The sequence below is a fragment of the Micromonospora psammae genome (assembly GCF_036902725.1).
Classification (GTDB): Bacteria; Actinomycetota; Actinomycetes; order Mycobacteriales; family Micromonosporaceae; genus Micromonospora.
On sequence record NZ_JBAKHM010000034.1, the window covers coordinates 19,126 to 42,941 of the forward strand.

General features: G+C 72.4%; 25 protein-coding genes. 18 read left to right on the forward strand and 7 right to left on the reverse strand.

The features are described 5' to 3' along the window. Positions 1-10: 10 nt before the first annotated feature. The 5 genes from V6U79_RS27440 to V6U79_RS27460 are packed head-to-tail and all read right to left on the reverse strand — an operon-like array spanning position 11 to position 5,030. Positions 11-1,018 (reverse strand): NAD-dependent epimerase/dehydratase family protein, encoded by a 1,008-nt coding sequence (locus tag V6U79_RS27440; RefSeq protein WP_334523878.1) that lies wholly within the window; start codon positions 1,016-1,018, stop codon positions 11-13. Positions 1,019-1,071: 53 nt separating this feature from the next. Then, positions 1,072-2,379, reverse strand: a complete 1,308-nt coding sequence (locus tag V6U79_RS27445; RefSeq protein WP_334523875.1) for an aminotransferase family protein — start codon at positions 2,377-2,379, stop codon at positions 1,072-1,074. Next, positions 2,380-3,411 carry a hypothetical protein gene (locus V6U79_RS27450; RefSeq protein ID WP_334616396.1) on the reverse strand — a complete coding sequence of 344 codons (1,032 nt, stop codon included), beginning with the start codon at positions 3,409-3,411 and terminating at the stop codon, positions 2,380-2,382. Next, positions 3,408-3,722, reverse strand: a complete 315-nt coding sequence (locus V6U79_RS27455; RefSeq protein ID WP_334523868.1) for an acyl carrier protein — start codon at positions 3,720-3,722, stop codon at positions 3,408-3,410. The genes V6U79_RS27450 and V6U79_RS27455 overlap by 4 nt, the downstream gene beginning before the upstream one ends. Before the next feature lie 27 nt (positions 3,723-3,749). Further along, positions 3,750-5,030 (reverse strand): glutamate-5-semialdehyde dehydrogenase, encoded by a 1,281-nt coding sequence (locus V6U79_RS27460; protein WP_334523865.1) that lies wholly within the window; start codon positions 5,028-5,030, stop codon positions 3,750-3,752. A 275-nt stretch (positions 5,031-5,305) separates the two neighbouring features. Between V6U79_RS27460 and V6U79_RS27465 the strand changes: the two genes are divergently transcribed. Genes V6U79_RS27465 through V6U79_RS27515 form a run of 11 tightly spaced genes read left to right on the forward strand, consistent with a single transcriptional unit; the run spans position 5,306 to position 15,765 of the window. Beyond that, on the forward strand, positions 5,306-6,190 hold the full coding sequence (locus V6U79_RS27465) for a BtrH N-terminal domain-containing protein (RefSeq protein WP_334523862.1): 885 nt from the start codon (positions 5,306-5,308) through the stop codon (positions 6,188-6,190). 2 nt (positions 6,191-6,192) lie between these two features. Then, entirely contained in the window at positions 6,193-7,734 is a 1,542-nt protein-coding gene (locus tag V6U79_RS27470; protein ID WP_334523859.1) for an amino acid adenylation domain-containing protein, read from the forward strand. Next, positions 7,731-8,006: an acyl carrier protein gene (locus V6U79_RS27475; protein ID WP_334523857.1), complete on the forward strand. Its 276-nt coding sequence runs from the start codon at positions 7,731-7,733 to the stop codon at positions 8,004-8,006. The genes V6U79_RS27470 and V6U79_RS27475 overlap by 4 nt, the downstream gene beginning before the upstream one ends. Beyond that, a complete protein-coding gene (locus V6U79_RS27480) occupies positions 8,003-9,496 on the forward strand; it encodes a class I adenylate-forming enzyme family protein (RefSeq protein WP_334523855.1) in 1,494 nt (497 codons plus the stop codon). The genes V6U79_RS27475 and V6U79_RS27480 overlap by 4 nt, the downstream gene beginning before the upstream one ends. Beyond that, positions 9,493-10,752: a type III PLP-dependent enzyme domain-containing protein gene (locus V6U79_RS27485; protein WP_334523852.1), complete on the forward strand. Its 1,260-nt coding sequence runs from the start codon at positions 9,493-9,495 to the stop codon at positions 10,750-10,752. Before V6U79_RS27480 ends, V6U79_RS27485 begins: the two co-directional genes overlap by 4 nt. Before the next feature lie 37 nt (positions 10,753-10,789). Further along, positions 10,790-11,062, forward strand: a complete 273-nt coding sequence (locus V6U79_RS27490) for a phosphopantetheine-binding protein (protein ID WP_334523849.1) — start codon at positions 10,790-10,792, stop codon at positions 11,060-11,062. Further along, positions 11,059-12,243 (forward strand): acyl-CoA dehydrogenase family protein, encoded by a 1,185-nt coding sequence (locus V6U79_RS27495; RefSeq protein WP_334523845.1) that lies wholly within the window; start codon positions 11,059-11,061, stop codon positions 12,241-12,243. The genes V6U79_RS27490 and V6U79_RS27495 overlap by 4 nt, the downstream gene beginning before the upstream one ends. Beyond that, positions 12,233-12,916, forward strand: coding sequence for a 4'-phosphopantetheinyl transferase family protein (locus V6U79_RS27500; protein ID WP_334523842.1), 684 nt, complete (start codon positions 12,233-12,235; stop codon positions 12,914-12,916). Before V6U79_RS27495 ends, V6U79_RS27500 begins: the two co-directional genes overlap by 11 nt. Beyond that, the gene (locus tag V6U79_RS27505; RefSeq protein ID WP_334616398.1) at positions 12,913-14,250 is read left to right on the forward strand and encodes a TrpB-like pyridoxal phosphate-dependent enzyme; all 1,338 of its coding nucleotides are present in this window, start codon (positions 12,913-12,915) and stop codon (positions 14,248-14,250) included. Before V6U79_RS27500 ends, V6U79_RS27505 begins: the two co-directional genes overlap by 4 nt. A gap of 33 nt (positions 14,251-14,283) precedes the next feature. Then, entirely contained in the window at positions 14,284-14,853 is a 570-nt protein-coding gene (locus V6U79_RS27510; RefSeq protein ID WP_334523836.1) for a flavin reductase family protein, read from the forward strand. Positions 14,854-14,901: 48 nt separating this feature from the next. Next, positions 14,902-15,765: an enoyl-CoA hydratase-related protein gene (locus V6U79_RS27515; RefSeq protein WP_334523833.1), complete on the forward strand. Its 864-nt coding sequence runs from the start codon at positions 14,902-14,904 to the stop codon at positions 15,763-15,765. Here V6U79_RS27515 and V6U79_RS27520 read toward each other — a convergent pair. Next, a complete protein-coding gene (locus V6U79_RS27520) occupies positions 15,749-16,285 on the reverse strand; it encodes a MarR family winged helix-turn-helix transcriptional regulator (protein WP_334523830.1) in 537 nt (178 codons plus the stop codon). The genes V6U79_RS27515 and V6U79_RS27520 overlap by 17 nt on opposite strands. A 36-nt stretch (positions 16,286-16,321) precedes the next feature. On the opposite strand from V6U79_RS27520, the gene V6U79_RS27525 reads away from it, so the two are divergent. The 6 genes from V6U79_RS27525 to V6U79_RS27550 all read left to right on the forward strand — a co-directional run bounded on the left by V6U79_RS27525 (position 16,322) and on the right by V6U79_RS27550 (position 22,181). Beyond that, on the forward strand, positions 16,322-17,368 hold the full coding sequence (locus V6U79_RS27525; RefSeq protein ID WP_334523827.1) for a DMT family transporter: 1,047 nt from the start codon (positions 16,322-16,324) through the stop codon (positions 17,366-17,368). Between the two features lie 19 nt (positions 17,369-17,387). Continuing rightward, entirely contained in the window at positions 17,388-18,149 is a 762-nt protein-coding gene (locus tag V6U79_RS27530) for a ParB N-terminal domain-containing protein (protein ID WP_334523824.1), read from the forward strand. A gap of 128 nt (positions 18,150-18,277) precedes the next feature. Further along, entirely contained in the window at positions 18,278-19,213 is a 936-nt protein-coding gene (locus V6U79_RS27535; protein ID WP_334616400.1) for a LuxR C-terminal-related transcriptional regulator, read from the forward strand. A gap of 20 nt (positions 19,214-19,233) precedes the next feature. Then, complete coding sequence (locus V6U79_RS27540) at positions 19,234-20,286, forward strand: saccharopine dehydrogenase (RefSeq protein WP_334523818.1); 1,053 nt, start codon at positions 19,234-19,236, stop codon at positions 20,284-20,286. After that, positions 20,279-21,409 (forward strand): saccharopine dehydrogenase family protein, encoded by a 1,131-nt coding sequence (locus V6U79_RS27545; RefSeq protein WP_334616402.1) that lies wholly within the window; start codon positions 20,279-20,281, stop codon positions 21,407-21,409. The genes V6U79_RS27540 and V6U79_RS27545 overlap by 8 nt, the downstream gene beginning before the upstream one ends. Before the next feature lie 292 nt (positions 21,410-21,701). After that, entirely contained in the window at positions 21,702-22,181 is a 480-nt protein-coding gene (locus tag V6U79_RS27550; protein ID WP_334616404.1) for a MerR family transcriptional regulator, read from the forward strand. A gap of 76 nt (positions 22,182-22,257) precedes the next feature. On the opposite strand, the gene V6U79_RS27555 is transcribed toward V6U79_RS27550, so the two are convergent. Then, positions 22,258-22,704 (reverse strand): Rrf2 family transcriptional regulator, encoded by a 447-nt coding sequence (locus tag V6U79_RS27555; protein ID WP_334523811.1) that lies wholly within the window; start codon positions 22,702-22,704, stop codon positions 22,258-22,260. A 197-nt stretch (positions 22,705-22,901) separates the two neighbouring features. Between V6U79_RS27555 and V6U79_RS27560 the strand changes: the two genes are divergently transcribed. Then, positions 22,902-23,651, forward strand: a complete 750-nt coding sequence (locus V6U79_RS27560) for a glucose 1-dehydrogenase (protein WP_334523808.1) — start codon at positions 22,902-22,904, stop codon at positions 23,649-23,651. The last annotated feature ends 165 nt before the right edge of the window (positions 23,652-23,816 follow it).

Sequence of the window (23,816 nt, forward strand, 5' to 3'; positions counted from 1 at the left end):
CCACCCCCGCTCAGGCGGCCGCCGGCGCGCCGGCCGGCGTGTCGCGTTGGAAGACGGTCGGCACGGCGGGCAGCTCCGGCCGGTCCCCGAGCAGGGTGGCCAGCACGGCGATTCCCTCGGCCAGCGGCACCCGCGGCCGGTGTCCCAGCGCCCGCAGGCGGCTGATGTCGGCAACGTGACGGTAGGTGTCCTCGAGCACGCTGCGGTCACACTCCATCCGTGCCGGGGTGCCGGTGGCTTCCCCGATGAGGTGTACCAGCTCCCGCATCGACGTCTCCGTACCGCTGCCGAGGTTGTAGCAGTCGCCGATCGCGCCCCGCTCCGCCATCCGGACCAGCCCGGCTACCAGGTCGTCGACGTGGGAGAAGTCGCGGGTCTTGGCGTCGGGATCACCCACCACCGGGATCGGCAGCCCGTTGAGATGCCAGCGCAGGTACTGCGACACCTCCCCACCGGCGCGGCGTGGATCCTCGCGCGGCCCGTAGATGGTGAACGCCCGGCCCACCACGGCGGGCAGCCCGTACGACTCCACCATGCTCGCGGCGACGTGCTCGCCGCTGAGCTTGGAGGCCGCGTACGGCAGGAACGGGTTCAGCGGGTGCGTCTCGGCGATCGGGTGGGTCTGCGGGCGTCCGTAGACCATCGCGGACGACAGGTAGACCACCCGCCGTACCCCCGTGTCGAGCAGGGCCTCGAAGAGGTTGAAGGTGCCCTCCGCGTTGGTTTCGAAGTCGAAGCGGGGGTGGTCGACGGAGATGGTGCCGCTGGCGTTGCCCGCCAGGTGGAACACCACGTCGGCGGGGACCAGCGCGGCCCGCACCGATGCCGGGTCGCGCAGGTCCACCGCCCGGTAGCCGACGCCGGCGGGGAGACTCTTGTCCGGCAGGGTGACGTCCAGGACTGTCACCTCGGCTCCCCGCGCGACGAGATGGTCGACCAGGTGCGAGCCGACGAAGCCCTGGCCGCCCGTGACCAGGGTCCGGGTGCCTGGTCCGATGTCGACGTTGTCGTTGTTCATCAACTGTCTCTCCGCTCTGCGACTCGGCCGGTCCGACCGGCCAGGTGAAGGGGTCAGGAGTGAGCGAGAAGCTGCTGCGCGGGCCCGGAAGGCTGCTCGACGGCCTCGCGCAGGCCGCGTTCGAGGAGGTCGACGAGGAGGTCGACGTCGCCTGCGGTGATCACCAGGGGCGGCGTGAGGACGACCATGCTGCCGCACAGCGACACCAGCAGGCCGTTCCGCAGGCAGCTCTGCTTTACCGCCGTCATGGTCGTCCTGTCGAGCGGCTCGCCGGCGCTGTCGACGAGGGTGACCGCGACCATCAGGCCGGGACCGTGCACGGCGCTGACCGTGGGCAGCCGTCGACCCAGGTCGCGTAGCGCGGCGGTCAGCTGGGCGCCGCGATCGACCACGTTGCGCAGGACCGAGCCGTCGGCGAACTCGTCGAGGACGGCGTCGGCCGCGGCGAGGGCCAGCGGGTGTCCGTCACTGGTCGAGCCGTGCGGGAACACGACGTCGGCGTCCAGTGCCGAGGCCAGCACAGCGCCGGTGACGGCGATCGCCGCCAGCGGCGAGTACCCGGCGGTGATGCCCTTGCTCAGCAGCATCATGTCCGGGACGACGCCGAGCCGTTCGGCGGCGGTGAGGCTACCGGTCCGGCCGAAGCCGGTGGAGACCTCGTCGAAGACGAGGTGGATGCCGTGCCGGTCGCACAGCTCCCGAGCGGCCCGCAGGTAGTCGGCGCTCAGCTCTACAACCCCGGTGCCGAGCACCGGTTCCACCAGGATCGCGGTGACCCGCTCCGGCCCGAGTGCGGTCACCGCGTCGCGCAGCTCGTCCGGGTCGCCCGCGCGTACGTGCCGGACCCCGTTCGCGAGGGGCGCCTGGAGCCGGTGCAGCGGAGGCTCGCCGGTCAAGCCGCTGGCGAGCCCGCCCACTCCGTGGTAGCCGTCCCACAGGGCGATCACCTCGGTACGTTCAGGTCGGCCCTGGTGGCGGCGGATGAAGCGGGACAGCATCACCGCACCCTCGACGGCCTGGGCGCCGGTGGTGCAGAAGCGGACGTGGGCCAGGTCGCCGGGCAGGGCCGCGACGAGCCTGCGGGCGTACGCCAGGGCCAGTGCGGTCGGCTGTTCATGCCGGATCAGCTGGGCGACCGGCAGGGTGTCCAGCTGTCGATGCATTGCAGCCCGGACCCGGGGGTTGTCGTACCCGAGTGCGGCGTTCCACAACGCCGAGCGGGCATCGAGGTACCGCCGGCCCGCGCCGTCGCGGACGAAGCAGCCCTCACCCGACTCCAGGGCGCGGTGACGGTGGTCGTCGTCGGTCGCGCTGGTGAGAGCGCTGAACCACAGTGCCGGTCGGTGCTGGTCGGTTGACATCTACGCGGCCCTCTTCTCGCGGGGTTCGGATCCGGCGAGTACGTCGCCGGAGCGGTGCCATCCGTGTGCGGTCAGGACGGTGATCAGGTCGTGCTCGGCACGGCGCAGCGGAGCGAAGCTGGCCGCGACCAGAGCCGGTCGGGGCCGCCCCCGGGCAGCCGAGTCGGCGGCGAAGCGCAGCGCCATCGGCAACGCCTCCCAGGCGCCACGGGCGGCGGCCACGGTTCTCCGCTGGCCGGGACTGAGGTCGACCCGGTCGAGCAGGTAGCTGCAGCGGTACGTGTGGTGCTGCGCCGCGGCCCACAGGTCCTCGACGAACCGGGCCCGTCGTCCGGCGGCGTCGAGGCCCGCGAAGAAGTCGGCGAGCAGGTCCAGCACAGCGAGCGGTTCGGTGTGCCATCCGCTGTGGCCGGCGGCCGGTTCCGGGGCGGCCGGGCGGGCGGCCAGCCACAGTGGCCGGCCGGGCGGCGGTGCGGTCGGGACGCCGAGGGCGTAGGCGGTCCGCAGGTGGTGTTCGGGGCCGAGCGTCCGCGGCGGCGTCATGGCGGCGAGCAGGGTGCGGGTGTCCACCCAGCCGGCGAACGGCTCCTGGCGCCCGGACGGCAGCAGGGCCGCGAAGTCGTCGACCACCCACCAGCGGTCGCGATCGTGCCGGTTGACCAGCAGGAAGTGCGGTGCGCTGTCCTCGATGGAGGCCGGCGACCACGGCAACGCGCCGGTGTGGCCGACCACGATCACCTGACCGGCGCGGGCCAGTTCGGCGGCCAACCTGTCGCCGACGGCGGTGACGGGCGCGTGCCGCCAGATCAGGCGGGTGCCGTTGCCGAGATCGGCCAGGTCGTGCCGGTGATGGGAGAAGGCGAGCAGGTCGCCGGGCAGGACGCGGACGGCGAGTCGGATGGACCGGGCTATCCGTCCCGCCGGATCCACGTACGCCTGGCTCAGGTACCGGGCAACGGCGGCGGTGTAGCAGCTCAGCCCCACCTCGGTGGTGGTCACCGGCGGCGGACCGAGCAGCGCGTTCGGGCTCACGCCGGGCCACCTGTCGTCAGGGCCCGGTCCGCCCGCGGCGGGCAGGCCGAGGCGACGAGTGCCGCGAGGTCGGCGACGGTGTGCACCTGCCGACCGGTGAACAGGTCGTCGGGCAGCGTCACGTCCAGGTCGTCCTCGAGGCGGATCAGCATGCCGAGCAGGCCGAGCGAGGTGACCTTGAGCAGCTGGCCGTCCAGCGGTTCGCCGTCGGCGACCTGGTCGGGGGCGATGGTGAGGCGGGACTCCCGGACGACCATGCGCTTGACGGCGGCACGGACGTGCTCGGGAACGGGCACGACATCGTGTGACACGGGGATTCCTTCCTGCCGATCGGGGGTTCAGCGGGTCCGGAAGCGGACCGCGCCGTTGCCGTCGACCCGCCAGCTCCAGGTGGTCAGGTCGCCGAGAGTGACTGGGCCGCGGACGTGCAGCCGGCCGGTGCTGATCGCGATCTCGGTGCCGACGCCGAGACTCGGGCCGTCGTGCAGCCGTACGGAGCCGTTCACCACGACAGCCGCCGCGTCGACCCGGCGGCAGAACTCGTCGGCGACCTGCGGCGAGCCGGTCACGATGCCTTCGGTATGGCCGCTGCCGTGCCGGGCGATGTGGGCGACGGCGGCGTCCAGCCCCGCGACGGCCCGCACGGCGAGGGTCGGCCGGAGGAACTCCCGCCCGTCGTCGGCAGCGGTGAGCGGCTCCACCGGCAGGGCTTCGGCGAGTTCGGGGGGTACCCGGTCGGCCAGCGCGTCATCCACGCGCAGGGTCAGGGCGCGCACGTCCGGCGCGTCGGCGTGCTTCGCGAGCATCCGCAGGAACTGGTCGGCGACGCCGTCGTGGAGCAACGCCATCTCCAGGGCCGTGCAGCCCTCCGGCTCCGGCAGCTTCCCGTCTAGCACCAACCGGACGGCGAGGTCCGGGTCGGCGTCTGCATGCACGTACTGGTGGTTGACCCCACCGCCGCCGACGATCATCGGGATCCGGGAGGTGGCCCGGCACCAGTCCACGAGGCTCGGGCCTCCGCGCGGCAGGAGCACGTCAACGGCGTCGTCGCGGTGCAGCAGCTCCCGCAGACCGGCCCGGTCGACGTCGGTCAGCACCTGGGCGAGCCCGCCGGGCAGCCCGGCCTCGGCCAGCGCCTGGCCGAGCAGGTCGCCGAGGACGGCGTTGGTCGCGGCGATCTCGGTTCCGCCACGCAGCAGCACGGCGTTGCCGGCGCAGATGGGCAGCACCGCCGCGTCGAGCGTCACCGTCGGCCGGGCCTCGTAGATCATCAGCAGCACGCCGAGGGGACGGCGTACCCGGCGGGCCCGGGCGCCGGCGATGCCGGCGTACTCGCGATCGGCCGGCAGCCCCCGGGCGAGTTCGTCGGCGACGGCGGTGGTCAGCGCGGTGACCCGGGGGCGCTGCTCGGCGGTGAAGCGGATCCGCCGCAGCAGGGGCTCGGGGAGGCCGCGGTCACGGCCGGTCGCGACGTCGCGCGCGTTGGCCTCTTCGATCTGGTCCCAGTTACGTTCGACGACCTCGCCGAGGGCGCCGACGAACCGCCGGTAAGCGGGATCACCCACGGGCGGTGCCTGGTCGGTGGCGGCCCGGGCCGCGCGGAGTACGTCATCGAGCATGGTCGGTCCAATCGCTCAAGCAGGACTCCCTCCTCCGAACGGTGGAGGGCACCCCCCAACCGAAGAGCAAGGCGGGACCGACTGACAAACGGTTGTCCACTTGCTGCCTGAAACATCGATGACAGCAACAGAGCAATGGGTTGTCGGTCGATCGGCTCAGCGTCCAGGGTCGAGGCGGAAGGGGTGATGCTCCCGTGACCGACCTGCTGCAATCCGACCTTTTCATCTCGTGCGACCGCTTCTTGTCCCAGGTGGACGGTTCCCGCCTGGATTGCGTGTCGGACGCCCTGGCGGTGCTGCTCGCCGCCCGGGGCGTGCCGGACGTGGGGGACGTGTTCGCCCGGGACTGGCGTTTCGACCTGCGCGACACGCCGGCCGACCCCGCCCAGGTCGCCCTCCCCGCCGACGACCAGGACGACCGGCTCGCCCGGCGAACTGGGTGGCGGCCCCGATGGACCGTCACCGACCCGGCCACGGCGGCCGGTTCCTGGCGAGCCGCACTGCAGGGCGGCACACCGGTCGCGGTGGTCGGGGACGCGTACCACCTCCCCTGGCTCCCTTACCACGGCCGGGAGCACATGGAGCACGGCTTCGTGGTGGACGGGCTGGGTACGGACGGCACGGTCCACGTCGTCGACCCGTACGAGAACGCGACCGAGTGGGGTCGCGCCGCACCGACCGCCACCCGCGTCAGCCTCGACACGCTGGCACCGGCGCTTCCGGGCGGCCGGTGGGCCGTGCTGGTCCCCACCGGAACCACCTCGACCCCCCGCGCGCCCCGGGCCCAGATCGCGGCGAACGTGGCCGCCGTCCGCAGGGCCGCCGACAACGGGGCGTACGAGCGGTTCGTGGACGGCCACGCCCCCGCCGGCCGGGCCGAACTGGAGAACCTCACCCTGCAGACCTGGCTGCTGGCCCGGGACCGCAGCCTGCACGCGCGGTGGCTCGCCGACCTTCCGGCCGACGCGGTCGACGCCGGGTTCGTCGCGCGCTTCGCCGACATCGAGCGCGGCTGGCGGCGGGCCATGGAGAGCGCCTACGTCGCGTTGCGCCGGGTCCGCGGCGGCCGGCGCGCACCCGGCGCCGCGCTCGACGCGCTGCGCTCCGTCACCGCCGCCGAGGTCGAGCTCGCCCGCGCGCCGGGCAACGGACAGGAGTGACCATGATGCTGATCAGTGACGCCGTCTGGGACGCCATCCGCGCCCGCCCCGACGTGCCCGCCCTGGTCGACGAGACCGGCGCAAGCCTCACCTACCGGGACCTGGCCCGGGCTGTCACCGGGCTGACCGCGGTGCTCCGGGAGCGGACGAACCTGGGCGGCCGGGTCGCGGTGACCACGCGGAAGACCCCGTACACCATCGTGGCCATGCTCGCCGCGCTGAACGCCGGCCGCTGCTATGTGCCGATCGACCCGGGCGCACCCCGCGAGCGCCGGGACTTCATCTTCGAACAGGCCGCCTGCGAGCTGCTTCTCGCCGACCGCGACGCCGACGACGTCGAGGACCTCGCCCTGCCGGTGCAGGACCTGCCGAGCGCCGTGCACCGGGCGTTGTCGACCGACACCGCGGCCGGCGAGCCCGTCCGCGTGTACCCCGACGACGAGGCCTACGTCCTCTACACCTCCGGGTCGACCGGCACGCCGAAGGGCGTTGCCATCACGCACCGCAACGCCTCGGCGTTCGTCCGCTGGGCGGCCGGCGCCTTCCCGCTGCGTCCCGGCGACCAAGTGGCGGTACACGCGCCGCTGCACTTCGATCTGCCCGTCTACGACGTCTATGTCGGGCTTCTCGGCGGCGCAACGCTGCACCCAGTGCCGGAACGCACCGCGCTGTTCCCGCAGGCCCTGTACCGGTTCCTGCACGACCGCGCGATCACCCACCTGTACGCGGTGCCCTCCGCGCTGACCGCGCTACTCCACCGCTCCTCCCTACGTGACGAGGGCCTGCCGGCGCTGCGCCAGCTCCTCTACGCCGGCGAGGAGTTCCGGGCCGAGCCACTGGCCGCGCTCATGGACGCCGTGCCGCAGGCCACCGTCAGCAACCTGTACGGCCCGATCGAGACCAACGTGGTCACCCGCTGGACCCTCACCGGCCCGCCACGCGACGGTGCCCGCGTACCGCTGGGTTACGCGATCGACGGCGTCACCCTGGCGCTGCTCGACGACAGCGGCCAGGCCCGGGAACTCGGTCCGGGCGAAGGCGAGATCGTGATCGCCGGCGACTGCGTCACCCCGGGCTACCTCGCCCGGCCCGATCTCACCGAACGCGCCAAGATCGACCTGACGACGGAGACCGGCCGGCGCCGCTTCTACCGCACCGGCGACTTCGCCCGGCGCGACGCCGACGGCATCCTGCACCTGCTCGGCCGCCGCGACGGTCTGGTCAAGACCCGTGGTTACCGGGTCGAGCTCGGCGAGATCGAGGCGGCCATCGCCACGCAGCCCTGGGTCGCCGAGGTGGCGGTCGTCGCCGAACCCGACCCAGCGCTGACCAACCGGCTGCACGCACTGGTGGTACCGGGTCAGGACCCACCCGAAGGCGATTTCGCCGGGCAGGTCGTGACGTGTTGCCGGCGACGCTTGCCGCACTACATGGTGCCCGGAGCGGTGCACGTGGTACCAGCGCTGCCGCGCACCAGCACCGGCAAGATCGCCCGCGCCGAGCTGCTCGACCTGGTCGGGACGACGGCGGGGGGCCGGCGGTGAGCGCCGTCCGAGAGCGTGTCGTGGCGGCCGTGGCGGACGTGCTCGGCGTGCCGGCCACCGAGGTGACCGCCGCGGCGACCCTGTTCGACCTGCCGGGCTTCGACTCGATCGCCGTCGTCACCGTGCTCGAACGGCTGGAGGCCGACCTCGACGTCGAGGTACCGCCCGAGCGAATCGTGCCGGAGGCGTTCACCAGCGTCGACGATGTCGCCCGGCTGGTCGACGACGCTGCCGCCCTCGCACCCAGCCGACCGATGGGAGACCCCCGGTGAGCCCCACCCTGTTGCACGACCTGCTCGACGAACGGGCTGTCCGGAGCCCGGACGCCCGCGCCCTGCACCGGCACGACCGGACCTGGTCGTACCGCGACCTCGCCGAGCGCTCGGTGGCCGCCGCCGGCTGGCTGCGCGACCTCGGCGTACGCCGGGGCGACCGGGTGGTCCTACTGGCCCGCAACGACGCCGAGGTCGCCCCGCTGGTCTTCGGCATCTCCCGGCTGGGGGCGGTCTTCGTACTGCTCAGCGACCAGATCCGCCCCTACCACCTCGAACACATTCTCGCCGACAGCGCCCCGCAGGTGGTGCTCGGCTCCGCCGCCGCGCTGGACCGGGCCCGCCCCCTCGTCCAGGCCACCCTGCGCCGCCTCGACGAGGTGCCGCCCACCGCGACGACCGCGCCCGAGGCCACCCCGCCCTGCCTGTCCGTCGATCCGGTGTGCCTCATCTACACCTCCGGCAGCACCGCGCTGCCGAAGGCCGTGGTCTCCACACACCGCCAGGTGTTGTTCGCCATCGCCGCGATACAGGAGCGACTCGGATACCGCCCGGACGACGTCGTCTTCTGCTGCCTGCCGCTCTCCTTCGACTACGGCCTCTACCAACTTTTCCTCGCCACCGCCGGGGGCTCGCTGTTGGCTCTCGGCGACGACGACGACGCGGGGCCGGCGCTGCTGCGCCGGCTGGCCGCCACCGGTGCCACCGTCCTACCCCTGGTACCCAGCCTCGCCGCGGTGCTGTGCCGGTTGCTGGACCGGTCCGGGAACGTCCCGGCCGCCCTGCGGATGGTGACCAACACCGGCGCCGAGCTGACGACGTCCACCGCGACCCGGCTGCGTACCCACCTGCCGGCGCTGAACGTGGTGGCCATGTTCGGCCTGACCGAGTGCAAGCGGATCTCGATCGCCGAGCCGAACCTCGACCTCGTCCGGCCCGGATCGGTCGGCCGGCCGCTGCGGGACACCGAGGCGTACGTGGTCGACGACGAGGGCCGGCCGGCACCGCCAGAGACGGTCGGTGAACTGGTGGTCCGCGGCCCGCACGTCATGGCCGGGTACTGGAACCGGCCGGAGCTGACCGCGCAGCGGTTCCGCACTGATCCGTTCGGCCAACCGCTCCTGCACACCGGCGACCGGTGCCGCATGGACGCCGACGGCTACCTCTACTTCCTCGGGCGCGACGACGACGTCTACAAGCAGCGGGGCTTCCGGGTCAGCACCACCGAGATCGAGGGCGCCGCCATGGACATCCCCGGCGTCGAACTCGCGGCCGCCCTTCCACCGGACGACCGGCACGGTGCCCGTCTGGCCGTGTGCGGCGACATCACGCCCGACCGGTTGGTGAAAGAACTGCTCGACCGACTGGAGGAACAGAAGATCCCGGCCGAGTGCCGGGTGGTCGAGACGCTGCCGCTGAGCGTCAACGGCAAGATCGACCGCCGAGTGCTGAGCGCCGGGTGGGACGCCACGGACGGAGTCGCCGAATGAACCCCCACGAGCTGGCCGAACGGTACGGCACACCCGCGTACGTCTACGACCTCGCAGCGGTCCGCGCCGCGTACGCCGACCTGCGCGCGGCCCTGCCCGACCCGGCCCTGCTCTACTACTCGCTCAAGGCCAACCCGCACCCCGCGCTGGTCGACGAGCTGGCCTCGCTCGGCTGCCGGGCCGAGGTCTCGTCCACCGGCGAGGTGGACGCGGCCCTCGCCGCCGGCGTCGACCCGGCCGCCGTCCTGCTGACCGGGCCCGGCAAGACCACGGCCGCCGTCGCGCACGCGCTGCGCCGCGGCGTTCGCCGGTTCTCCGTGGACTCCCCCGCCGACCTCAACCGGGTAGGCGCGGCGGTGGCCCGCCACGGGACGCGCGCCCAGTGCCTGCTGCGCGTCAACGCCGACGAGCCGGTGTCCGGCATGGGTCTGGCGATGACCGGTACGGCCTCCCAGTTCGGCGCGGACGCCTCCTGGGTGCTGCGCCGTCCCGAGGACTTTCGTGGCAGCCCGCAGGCGCCGGTCACTGGGCTGCACCTCTACATGGGCAGCAACCTCACCGACACGGCGACGCTGCTGCGCCAGTTCGAGGTGGCCGTGGCGATCGCCGTCCGCGTCCGGAAAGTCCTGGGCGACCTCACCGAGATCGACCTCGGCGGCGGCTTCGGCACCCCGTACGCCCGGGACGGCGCACGGCCCACCTTCCCCGATCTCGCGGACCGCCTGGCCCGGCTGCTCGACGACCGGCTGCCCGACTGGCGGGACGGCGCGCCGCGGATCTCCTTCGAGTCCGGCCGGTACCTGGTCGGCGACTGCGGCACCCTGCTGTGCCGGGTCGTGGACGTCAAGAGTTCCAAGGGCCAGCTCTTCACGGTCCTCGACACCGGCGTGAATCACCTCGGTGGGATGGCGGGCCTGCGCCGGTTGCCCCCCATCCTTCCCTCCGTACGCCCGCCGGTGGACCGGGACGACACGCCGACCGAGGTCGTCCGGACCGGCCTGGTCGGTCCGCTGTGCACCCCGCTGGACACCTTCAGCCGTACCGCCGAGCTGCCGGCGCCCCGGCCCGGAACCCTGCTCGCGGTGCCCAACGTCGGCGCGTACGGGCTCACCGCCAGCCTGCTGGCGTTCCTCGGTCACCCGGCTCCCGTGGAGGTGGTCGTCGACGGCGACACCCCGGTCAGCGTCTCACGGCTGCTCCTGGACCGGGTCGACCTGCCCGTGGACCAATCTGCCGCCGTGCCGTCCGGCCGGTAGCGGAGCACCCATCCATCCCTCACGAAAGGACACCGCCATGCCCGGAACCGCTCTGGACCCGACCTTCGAGGCCGTTGTGCGGCGGCACCTCAAGCGCCTCGACGGCGACGCCCCGATCCCGCCGGACGTTCCGCTCAAGGACCTCGGCCTGGACTCGATGGAGGCTGTGGAACTGGTCTTCGACCTGGAGGACGAACTGGACCTGGCGCTGCCGGACGAGGCCATGACGGCCGAGACGTTCGCCAGCGCCGACCGCCTGTGGCAGGCGGTCTGCGCGGCCCGCACGCGGGTGACGGCGGCTGGGTCATGACCGCCACCGTGTCCCGGCCGGACACCACACCGGACCTGCGTGACCGGGTCGCCGCCGTCCTGCCGGTGATCCGCGACGAGGCCGCGAAGATCGACGAGCAGGCGGTCTTCCCCACCGGCGGCCTGGCCGCCCTCCGGGACAGTGGGCTGATGGGCCTGCTGGTTCCCGCCGAGTACGGCGGCCTGGGCGGTGACCTCGACGACTTGGTCGAGGTCGCCGTGGCGCTGGCCGGGGAGTGCATGTCCACCGCGATGATCTGGGCGATGCACGGCCAGCAGGTCGCCGCACTGGTCGCACACGGTACCGAGCGGCTACGTGCGGAGCTGCTGCCCCGCATCGCCCGCGGTGAGGTCTACGTAGCGTCGGTGACCAGCGAGAAGGGCAAGGGCGGGCACCTGCTCACCGCGCACGCCCCGCTGCACCGGCGCGACGGCGCCCTGCACCTGGACCGGGACGCCCCCATCGTCACCGGCGGCGAGCACGCCGACGGCTTCCTCATCACCGTGCGGGACGCACCGGACGCCCCACCCGACGCGGTGTCGGCCGTCTACGCCGACCGCAGTCAGCTGGAGGTGGGTACCAGCGGTTCGTGGAATCCGCTGGGCATGCGCGGCACCCACAGCGGCGCCCTGCACCTCAGCGGTCGGGTCCCCGACCACCACCTGGTCGGGTCGCCCGGGCAGTTCCGCACCGTGGCGGTACGGACTTTCGCCCCGGCCGGGCACGTCGCCTGGGCGGCGTGCTGGCTCGGCGCCGCCCGGGGTGCGCTGCGTGACGTCCTCGGCCTCCTGCGCTCACCGGCCGGCCGCCGCCAGTTCGACCTCGGGTCCGAACTGCTACGAGCCCGGCTGGCCCGGGTACGGATGGACCTGGACACCATGTCGGCCCTGCTCGCCCAGTGCCTGCGGGACCTGGCCGGCGACGCCGACCCCGAGGCGGTACCGGTGCAGCTGCGACTCAACGCGCTGAAGGTCTTCACCGCCGAACGGAGCTTTGCCTCCGTCGACCTGCTCGTGGAACTCACCGGGCTCCGGCACGGCTACCTGCGCGACGCGCCACTCGCCTTGGAACGACGTTTCCGTGACCTCCGCTCGGCCAGCCTGAACTACGCCAACGACCGGCTGCTGTCCGCCAACGGCACCCTGGCCCTGCTCGACCGGGGAGTGAGCCTTGCCTGGTGAGACGCTCGGGAACGGCCTGTCGGTGATCACCGTGCCGACGGGCGCCGGCCGGCCGGCCGTGGTGGTCGCCGTACGGACGGCGGAACCGTCGGACGTCGGCGTGCCCGCGCTGCTGAGCCCCGCCGAACGACGCCGTCACCGGTCGATGGCGCCGGCGCGGGCCGCCGAGTTCGCCCGTGGACGGGCGCTGGTGCGGTGCCTCGTCGGTGCCGCGCTGGGCCTGCCCCCGCAACGGGTCCCGTTGCGCCGCCGGCCCGGTGGCGCGCTGGGCCTGACCGGTACGCCGGCCGGCGTGTCGCTGTCGCACAGCCGGCGGTACACGGCGGCGGCGTACTGGCCGGCTGGACGGGTCGGAGTGGACGTGGAGGAGGCACCCGCACGGCTCGACCCGGCTCTGGTGCGCCGCTGCTGCGGGGAGCGCTCGGTGCTGCTCGAACGGCAGCCCGCCGCTCGCCGGGCGGCCCTGTTCGCCCGGATCTGGACCGTGCAGGAGGCCTGCGTCAAGGCCACGGGCGCCGGTCTCGCCGGAGCACCGTGGCGTATCCCGGTGGACCCCACCGCGGCCAGCGGCCGGTGGATCGAGATCAACTGGTACGCGCTCGGCGACATCACACCCGTTGGCCTGGCCGTCGCCGTGGAGGCGCCGGCCCGCAGCCCCGAGGAGGGGTCATGATTATCCCGACCGCCTGGTACAACATCCTCGCCGACCTGGACTTCACCCTGCCGCCCGACGTCCCCGCGGAGGGCGCCACCGGTTCGGGCCTCAATCCCCAGGTTCCGCTGAGCCTGGCCCGCCAGGAGCACTCCACCCGACCCTGGGTGCCGATCCCGGAGGAGGTCCGCGACCGGTACGCGCAGTGGCGGCCGACCCCGCTGCGCCGGGCGACACACCTGGAGCGGGCCCTCGGCACCGGTGCGCGGATCTACTACAAGTACGAGGGTGGCAATCTCACCGGAAGCCACAAGCTGAACACCGCCATCGCCCAGGCGTACTACTACCGGGCTGCCGGCGCGACCCGGCTGGCCGTCGCCACGGGAGCCGGGCAGTGGGGCACCGCGGTGGCCGCCGCCTGCCAGATGTTCGGGCTGGACTGCCACATCTTCATGGTCCGCTCCAGCCTGGAAGGCAAGCCGCACCGGCGGACGCTGATGGAACTGCTGGGCGCGACGGTGACCGCCAGTCCCAGCGACCTCACCGAGACGGGTCGCCGGTACCTGGCCGACGGCGAACGTGGCGCCACCCTGTCCATCGCGCTCGCCGAGGCGGTGGAGGAGACCCGGGATCCCGGCACGCGTTTCTGTGCCGGCAGCGGTGAGACGTACTCGCTGCTGCACCAGACCGTCATCGGCCTGGAGGCCGAGGAGCAACTGGCCGAGCTCCACGAGCGGCCGGACGTGGTGGTCGCCGGGCTGGGGGCCGGCAGCAACTTCGGCGGGATCGCGTTCCCGTTCCTGCGTAGCCGCCTGACCGGGGACGACCGCGTCCGATGCCTGTCGGTGGAACCGGCGGCCTGCCCGAAGCTGACCCGCGGCCGGTACGCGTACGACTACACCGACAGCTCGGAGCAGACGCCGCTGCAGAAGATGTACACCCTCGGCTACCGGTTCACACCGCCAGCGATGCACGCCGGTGGCCTCCGTTACCACGCCACAGCGAAGATCATCAGCGCTCTCTACGACCGCGGTCTGATCGAGGCCGAGGCGTACCAACAGCGGGAGATCTTCTCGTCGGCGGCCCTGTTCGCGCGGTGCGAGGGCATCGTCCCGGCGCCGGAGAGCGCGCACGCCGTGCACGGCGCGGTGCTGGAGGCGGCCCGGGCCGACGCCCGGGGCCAGCGTCCGACCATTCTCTTCTCGCTCAGCGGCCACGGCATGTTCGACATGGCCGCTTACCGCTCCTGGCTGGACGGCGGCATGGACGACGAGGTGATCCCCGACGAGGCGATCGCCCGTTCGCTGGCCCAGCTGCCCCGGCAACCACGGTGGGACGCCGTCCCCGCCGCATGACGACAACCGAGCCTTACTACTAAGGAGAGAACCATGTCGCAGCTCCAGACCGTCGAGGGACGGTCCCAGCGGCCTGCCCCTGCGCAGGCGACGTCCGACTCCGGTAGGCCCCCGGGTTCGGACGAGTTCCGCCAGTTCATGAGCAACTGGCCGACCGGCGTCAGCATCGTGACCAGTCGCCACGAGCGGGTTCCGGTCGGCTGCACGGTCAACGCGATGATGTCGGTGTCGCTGTCGCCTCCGCTGCTGGTCATCTCGCTCGGCCGGAACAGCGGCACGCTCACGGCGATCCGGCGGTCCGGCGTGTTCGCGCTCAACGTCCTCTGCGCTGACCAGCGGGAGCTGTGCGGACGGTTCGCCCGCGGCGACCAGACCGAGCGGTTCCGGGGAGTACCCGTGCAGTACCACGCTGGGCTGCCGGTCCTCTCCGACGCTCTCGCGGTGACCCTGTGCAGTGTCCGCGACACGGCCGACTGCGGCGACCACGTCCTAGTCGTCGGCATGCCGGTCTGGCAGCGGGCACGCGCCGACGTCGGTCCCCCGCTGGTCTTCCACAAGCACCACCTGCTCGGCCTGCCGGGCACCGGCACGGACGAGGGCTGAGCGGTGGGGGCGCCAACGGCCGTCGCCGTCGACCCATTCCGTCTCGACGTGGACGCCCGCTCGGGTGTAGCGGTGGTCGAGATGGGCGGTACCGGCACCGGCAACGCGATGGGTGCCACGGTCTGGCGTCGGTTGCCTGACCTGGTTGCCGAGCTCGAAGACGACGAGCGGGTCCGCGCCGTGGTGCTACGCGGTGCGGGTGACCGCTTCACCGTCGGGCTCGACCTGCGCTGGTACCTGACCCACTACCGGCGACTGACCCGGCATGGAACGGGACATCCGGACGTCCGGGCACGGCTGCTGGCCGAGGCCGCCGCGATGCAGCGGGCGCTCGACGCGGTCGCCGCCAGCCGGCTGCCGTTCGTGGCCGCCGTGCACGGCGGGTGCGTCGGCGCGGGTCTGGACCTCGTCGCGGCATGCGACATCCGCTTCGCCAGCGCGGACGCCTTCTTCTCCCTCCGGGAGGTCACCATCGGGGTGGTGGCCGACCTGGGGTCGCTGCAACGGCTGCCCCGGCTGATCGGCGCCGCGCCGACCCGGGAGATGGCATTGACCGGACGCGACGTGCCCGCCGCGGAGGCCGCCCGGCTCGGCCTTGTCAGCCGGGTCCTGGACACGCCGGAGGATCTGTTTTCGCACGCACGGGACGTGGCCACTGGGATCGCGCGGCACTCGGCCCGGGTGGTCGCCGGCATCAAGGAGGTCCTGGCGCAGACGCAGGACCTCCCGCTGGCCGCGGGGCTGCGCTACACGGCCGTGTGGAACGCCGCGTTCCTGCCCGCTCCGGACCTGCCGGACCGGCTGGCCGACGCGCTGCGTGCCCCGGTGACCGATGGCACGTCCACCGGTGCGACGTCCCTCCTCGCGGAACCGACGGCCCCATCGAGGCGACAGGTCAACGGCTCCGGCTGACGAACTCCTGGTAGCGCATCTCGACGGGACACCGGTCGGCCGGGCAGTCACGCAGGTGGCACAGTCGGCAGATCTGGCTGCTGTGCTCGGCGGAGGTGGGCAGGGCGAGCAGCAGTCGATCGAGCAGCGCCTCGAGCGCGGCGGACTCTGCCGTGTCGAGGTCGTCGACCGCCGCGGCGAGCACCCGGGCGCGGGCCTCCAGCACCGCCGCCGCGAGCGCCGCGCCGGCGGGCGTGAGCGACAGCCGGGCACGGCGAGCGTCGACGGTGGACCGATGGCGGGCGACCAGGTCACGCTCGGCCAGCCGGTCGAGCAGACGGACCACCGCAGAGTGGGTGAGGGCGAGCCGTCGGCGCAGGTCGTCGACGGTGAGGTCAGAATGCCGGGCCAGCTGCACGAGTGCGGCGGGAGCTCCACCGCCCTGGCCCGCCACGGCGGTGGTGGCGAGTTCGACCTGTCTGGACAGGGCATCGACCAGTGCACCGAGCAGGTTGTTGAGGCGATCGGGTGCGTGAGTCACACATATAGACTAGCGTTACCCACGGAGGGCAGTTGCATGACCACTCACCGTCCATGGTCGGCCATCGGGGGATACAGCGCGGGCACGGCCGCCGGTCTGATCTGGGGCCTCGCCTTTCTCATCCCGTTGCTGCTGCAAGGGTGGGGCGCGGTGACGGTGACCGCTGGGCGCTACCTCGCCTACGGAGCCGTCTCCCTGGCCCTCTTCGCCCTCGGCGGCGCCGCCCTGCGGCGGGTCGCCCGGGCGCACTGGCGCGCCGCCGCGCTGTTCGCCGTCACCGGCAACGTCGGTTACTACCTCCTGCTCGTGCTCGGCATCGAGCTCGTGGGCGCGCCGGTCACCAACATCGTCATCGGCTGCATCCCGGTGTGCATGGCGGTGGTCGGCAACCTGCTACGGCGCAGCTATCCATGGCGCCGGCTCGCCCTGCCGATCGGCCTGGTCGCCGTGGGCATGCTGGTGGTCAACGTCCTCGAACTGGCCGGCTCCGCCCCGACGCACACCGGCTCCCTGGCGACCAAGGCGCTCGGGTTGCTGGCCGCCGTCGCCGCGGTGGTGCTCTGGACCTGGTACGGCCTGGCCAACGCGGCCTTCCTGGCGCGCCATCCCGAGCTGCCGCTCGCCGGCTGGTCGACCGTGGTCGGGCTGGCCACGGGCGCGGTCACCCTGGCGGCGCTTCCCCTCGCGGCGGCGACGCACCAGCTCGACGGGCCCACGGATTCCGACGGCCTGCTGGCCCTGGTCGTCGCTTCGCTGGTGCTCGGGATCCTGGTCTCCTGGGGTGCCACCGCTCTGTGGAACGTCGCGTCCGCCCGATTGACCCCCACCGCCGCCGGGATGCTGATCAACATCGAGACCCTTGCCGGGTTCGCCTACATATACGCCGCGCTGACCGACTGGCCGCCCGTCGGACAACTGGTCGGGTTCGCGCTCATCCTCGCAGGTGTCGTGCTCATCGTCCGGCTTCCCACCACCACTCCCACCGAGCCGCCCCGGCGCGACCAGCCACATCCACCCGTCGCGCTGACCACCACCCCCTCCGCCGTACCGCCACCCGGATCGGAACGATCCGGCGTGCGGTGACTGGAAAGGAACCCCCACCATGACCGCCACGACCGTGGCCGACCCGGTCCTGCGCCGCCTCATGCCCGTCCCCCTCTCCGATCTCGTCCTCCACGAGGACGTGGAACCGGCCCGGCTCCGCGACGTCTCCCGCGGGTTGCGCACAGCCGGTGTGCAACGCAACCCGATCCTCGTCACGCCGTTCGGGGCCCGCTGGCTGGTCATCGACGGCGCCCACCGCACCAGCGCCCTGCGCCATCTCGGAGCCACCCACGCCCTGGTCCAGTCGTTCGCCCCCGAGGAGTACCGGCTCGACGCGTGGCACCACCTGCTCGACGAGGCGGTGAGCGGCGTTCTGCGGGAGATGACGACCACCGGGCGTTGCGCCGCCTGCCGTACGGGCACCGGCACCTGCCTGGCGACCGTCGCCACGGGCGGGATGATTCACCACCTCTGGTGCGCCACCTCCGACGTCGCGGCCGCGGCCCGGCTGATGGCGAGCGTGGTGAACCGGTACGCGCACGGTGCCGGCTTCCGGCGACTCCCGGCGGGGGAGCCGGGCGGCGCGGGGGAACTGGTCCGGATCGCGTGGCGCCCGTGGAGCATCGACCGGCTCCGCCGAGCCGTCCTCGCCGGGGCCGTGCTACCGACCGGAGTGACCCGCTTCATCGCGCCGGGTCGGGTGCTCAACGTCGACCTGCCGCTGTCACTGCTCACCGCGCCCGTCCACGACGGCATCGGCGCCCACCTCACCCGTCGCCGCTACCGCTACTACCCCGAACCGGTCTTCCTCGCCGAGTAGGAACCGTCCGACGGCCATCCCTCCACCGTCAGCAGGGCACCAGGGAGACATCCATGTGGGACCTTCTGGGTCTTGACTATCGAGATGAGTCCATCTATCGCCATCACGTCGTCCACCCCGACTCGACCATGTCGCAGACCGCCGCCGCCACCGGGCTGCCGCCCGACTTCGTCACGGCAAGCCTCGAGCGGCTCATGTCCTGCGGCCTCCTGCGTCGGGAACCGCCCGGGCATATCGCCGCCACCTCCACGGGACCGACGGTCGTGGGAGAACGCCTGCGCGGCGAGCTGGACGCCCAGCACGCCCGTCGGCGCAGCCAGCTCGCCCTGTTTCAGAGCGAGCTGACCCGCATGGTCAACGACCACCTGCTGAGCAGAGCGTACGCGCCGGTGCCGCAGGTGGACCGGCTACCCAGCGCCGACGCCGCCGACCTGCGAATCACCGAGCTGGTCTGCAACGCCCGGGCCGAGGTCCACCAGATCGACACCGAGACCGACCAGTTCCGTCCCGGAGCTGGTTCGGCCGCACACGCGGCACTCAAGGCACACCAGCGCGGCGTCGATGTACGCGCCATCTATCCGCCCGCCGACCTCGCCCGCCCCGAGCTGCGGCGGACCGCCGTCACCCAGCTGCGCGCCGGCATCCAGGTCCGCACGACCGTCACCACCGGGACCCAGTTCTTCCTGGTCGACCGGTCGGTCGCCATCCTCACCGGCCGCCGGGCCGGCACACCCGCTCACGCCGCCCAGTCCGTCCTGGTTCGGGAGGGACTGCTGGTGGAGATGCTGACCCGGCTGTTCGACCTGTGGTGGCGGGAGGCGGGTGACGCGACCACCTCGTATACGACCGACCAGCAGGGACCGGCCGGCGACGGGGAGGTCAGCGACGACGAACGCATGGTGCTGCAGTTGCTGGGCGAAGGACTGAAGGACGAGACAGTCGCCAAGAAGCTCGGCATCTCCGTACGCACCGTTCGGCGCAAGATATCCGACCTCCAGCGCCGGCTGCCCGCCGAGAGCCGGTTTCAAGCCGGCGTCCTGGCAAACCGGCGCGGCTGGCTGTGACCCGGGACGAGGAGGACGCGATGCACAGCAGAGCTCACATCTGGATCCGGCACGAAACCCGGCCGGACGAACGCCGAGCCCCGCTCGTACCGGCGGACGCGCGGCGGCTCGTCGACACCGGCGCGACGGTGACCGTCGAGCACTCCCCCGACCGGGCCTTCCCGATCACCGACTACACCGCCGCCGGTTGCCGGCCCGCGGAACCGGGGTCGTGGGTCGACGCGCCGCGCGACACCTGGATCCTGGGCCTCAAGGAGCTGCCACCGGAACCGGAGGCACTGGTCCACCGGCACATCTTCTTCGGGCACGCCTACAAGGGACAGCGCGGCGCCGGCGCGCTGCTGCGCCGCTTCCGGGCCGGCGGGGGAACATTGTTCGACGTCGAGCACCTCACCGACGACACCGGTCGCCGGCTGGCGGCCTTCGGCTACTGGGCCGGGTACGTCGGCGCAGCGCTCGCGCTCCTGCACCAGGCCGGTGACCTCACCGCTCCCCTACGCCACACGAACCGGACCGAGCTGCACGAACGGTTGCGCCGCAGCGAGCCGGGCGGGCAGGCCCTGGTCGTCGGCGCCCATGGCCGGGCCGGTCGCGGCGCGCTCGCGGCTCTCGAGGCGGCCGGCGCCCACGTCACCGGCTGGGACCTCGCCGAGACCCGCCACCTGGACCGGCCCGCGCTGCGCCGCCACGATCTGCTGGTCAACACCGTACTCAGCACCGCGCCCACCCTGCCGTTCCTGACCAACGCCGATCTGCACCAACCGGATCGGCGGCTGGCCACCGTCGCCGACGTCAGCTGCGACGTCGACTCCCCGTGCAACGTGCTACCGATCTACGACCGCTGCACGACCTGGGCGGAACCGGTGCGGCGGCTCCACGCGGGACCCCCACCGCTAGACCTGATCGCCATCGACAACCTCCCCTCGCTGGTGCCCGTCGAGGCGAGCACCTCCTTCTCGGCCGGCCTGCTCCCGCTACTGGTCGCGCTCACCGGGTCACATCCGGCCTGGCGGCGCTGCGAACGGGCCTTCCACGACGCCGTCACCCGCACCGAGGAGACAACCCATGCCTGACCCGATCCCCGCCAGCGGCACGGTGCACTGGGTAGGCGCCGGCCTCTCCACCGGCAGCGGCCTGTCCCTTCTCGCTGAGCGAGCCCAACGGCTGCTGATGTGGGCCCGTACCCCCGCGCGGGCCACCACCCTGCTGGAGCGGCTGGACCTGGCCGACCACGTGCCGGTCCGGTCGCTCACGCCGGGCGCCCTCGCCCCAGCGGTGGCGCCCGGAGACGTCGTGGTGTCCATGCTGCCGGCCGGAGAACACCCAGCGCTCATCCGTCTCTGCCGCGAAGCCGGCGCCCACTTCGCCTGCTCCAGCTACGCATCGCCGGAGATCGAGGCGGCGGCGACCGGGGCGCCCACCGTGGTGCTGACCGAGGCAGGGTTGGACCCCGGCATCGACCACCTGCTGGCCCACCTGCTCGTCGAGCGAGGGCGGCAGGCCGTCGACGGGCCGGCCACCGTCCGCTTCACCTCGTACTGCGGCGGTTTGCCGGCCGTGCCGAACAGCTTCCGGTACCGGTTCAGTTGGGCGCCCGCCGGAGTGCTCGCCGCGCTGCTGAATTCCGCCCGGTACGTCGAGGACGGCTCCGTCCGAAACGCACGTCGCCCCTGGGAGGAGACCCGGCCGCAGCGGCTGGGCGCTGAAATGTTCGAGGTGTATCCCAACCGCGACAGCCTGCCTTTCATCGACCAGTACCACTTCCCGGCGCACTGGAGCGCGGAGACCTTCGTACGCGGCACCGTGCGGCTGTCCGGCTGGCACGACGCCTGGCAGCCGGTGTTCAAGGAGCTGCTCGACAGCGACCAGGACCGGATCACGACACTCGCCCACGAACTGGCCGCCCGATACCCGACGACCGACGTCGATCGCGACCGCGTCGTCCTGTCGGTACAGCTCGACCTGAGCAGCCGGAACGGCCGGTCCTGGCACGGGGGCTACCTGCTCGACCTGATCGGCACCGAACGCGAGAGCGCGATGGCCCGCTGCGTCTCGCTGCCCTTGGCGGTCGGTGTGACCGACATCCTGGCCGGATGCCTCGACCCCGGCCTGCACCGCGGCGCCGAAAGCGCCAACCACGCGCGCCGTTGGCTGGCGACCCTGGACCGGTACGGCGTCCGCTGCGTGACGACGTAACGACGGCGCGAGGACGACTCGCGCGAGTAGCGCATCGTGCTTTCGCCTCCCCGGGGCGGGAGTGTCCGATTTCCGGTGTGACCGGTCCGGCGGGGTTAGTTGGTGGTGCTGGGGGTGATACGGCCTTCGCAGGAAGAAACCGAAGGATTCAGCGCCTGCGCGTTCGCTGTGGTCAGCCGCGACTGGCCAACTGCTCGCGGAGGACTTGCGGGCGGTCGCACTGTTGCAGATCCCGATGACCCGGTTGCTGACCCGCCACGGGCGGACTCGGACGGTCGAGTTGGGGGCGACGGTGTTCGCGGCGTGGTTCATCGCGTACGCCGTCCTGGGCGTCGTGGCCGCCGGCACGACGCTGACCATCGGCGTAATCGTGGCCACGGCGGCGTCCGCGGTGGGCGAGCTCATGAATGATGCGACCGCGTCGGCGATGCGGCTGCTGCGCTACTACGAGGAGCAGCACCTGCTCCAGCCGCAGCGGCGGCCCAGCGGCTACCGCGAGTACAGCGAAGCGGACGTCGGCACGGTGCGCCGCATCCGCAGCCTGCTCGCCGCAGGCCTGAGCACCACGACCATCGCTACCGTCCTGCCCTGCGTGCGGGAAGAGGGTGAGCGGCTCGTGCCGACCTGCTCGGTCATGCTGGCCGGCCTCACCCAGGAGCGCCGCCGGATCATCCAGGCCATCAACGACCTGCAGACGTCCCGAGACGCGCTCGACACCGTCATCGCCGCCGCGCCCGCCGACATTCGCCGAGCGGCCGAGTCCACCGACTGATCCAGAGACGCCACCGGCGCGGCGACACCCACGGGCCCGGACGCGCCGGCTCGCGACCCGCACCGCGGGGGCGCCGTCAGGTCGTCGCGGGCTGCTGAGCCAGCACGTCGCCGAGCATGTCCGCGACGGTGGTGGTGGCCAGCTCACGCCGTACGGCCTCGTCGAGTCGGCCGAAGACCTGCCGCAGGGCCGGTTGGATGCCGAACCCGATCGGGCAGGAACTGCTCGGTGGGGAGTGGTGCAGCGCGAAGAGCGGCTCGTCGTCGCCGACCGCCAGGTACACGTCGAGCAGGGTGATCGACTCCGGTTCCTGCGCCAGGTTCCAGCCGGCGCCCGCGCCCCGCCGGGACTGAACGAGACCCGCCTCGCGGAGCTGGCCGAGGCAGCGGCGGATCACCACCGGATTGGTGTTAACGCTCACGGCGATCCGCTGGGAGGTGGCCACCGCGGCCGGGTCGCGCCGGTCCAGGGCCATCCACGTCAATACGTGCACGGCGACGCACAGCCTGCTGTTCCCGCTCATCGCACCCGCCTCCGCCCGTCTGCTGTAACCACACATGCTACATCGACCCTCGCCCGGCATGCCCCATTTGTCGATGCCTGATGTAACAACTATTGTTACGTTAAACGTCGCGTCGAAGGCGCCGCCGTGGCTCACGGCGATCAGCGCTGGCGCACACCTATCTCGCTGGCGACAGCGACATGATCGGAAGGCAGCTCATGGGGCAGCTTCAGGGCAAGACCACCGTGGTCACCGGCGGCACGAGCGGGATCGGCCTGGCGACCGCCCGCCGGTTCGCCGCAGAGGGCGCGCACGTGTTCATCACCGGCCGGCGGGAGGACGCCCTCGCCGCGGCCGTCGCTGAGATCGGCGACGACGTCACCGGCGTCCGGGGCGACGTCGCGGACCTCAGCGACATCGAACGGCTCTACGCGGCCGTCGAGCAGCAGGGCCGACGCGTCGATGTGCTGTTCGCCAACGCGGGCGGGGGATCCTTCCGCCACCTCGAGCAGGTCTCCGAGGACCACTTCGACCAGATCTTCGACATCAACGTCAAGGGACTACTGTTCACCGTGCAGAAGGCGCTGCCCCTGCTCAACGACGGCGCCTCGGTGATCCTGACCGGCTCCACCTCCGCGAGCGTCGGCAACGAGGCCTTCGGCGTCTACGGCGCTTCCAAGGCCGCCGTGCGCTCCTTCGCCCGGACCTGGGCCAACGAGCTCAGGGGCCGCCGCATCCGGGTGAACACGCTGACCCCGGGCCCCACCGACACCCCCGGCATCACCGGTCTCGCCCCCGACCAGGAGAAGGCCGCTCAGCTGAAGGGCTTCCTGGCCAGCCAGGTTCCGCTGGGCCGGATGGGAACCCCCGACGAGATCGCCTCGGCCGCGCTCTTCCTGGCCAGCGAACAGAGCAGCTTCGTCACCGGTATCGAGCTGTTCGTCGACGGCGGCGTCAACCAGATCTGAGTAGCCCGCCGCAACGTGGCGTGCGGCCGTGGGGAGACGGCCGCTTAGAGGTCCTAACTCTTTGAGCGGTGGAGTCGGCGCCAGCAGATGATGGCACAGGCAAGGGTGAGGAAGGCTTCGTGGATGTCGTCGCGGATCTCCCAGCGGATGCGCAGGCGGCGGAAC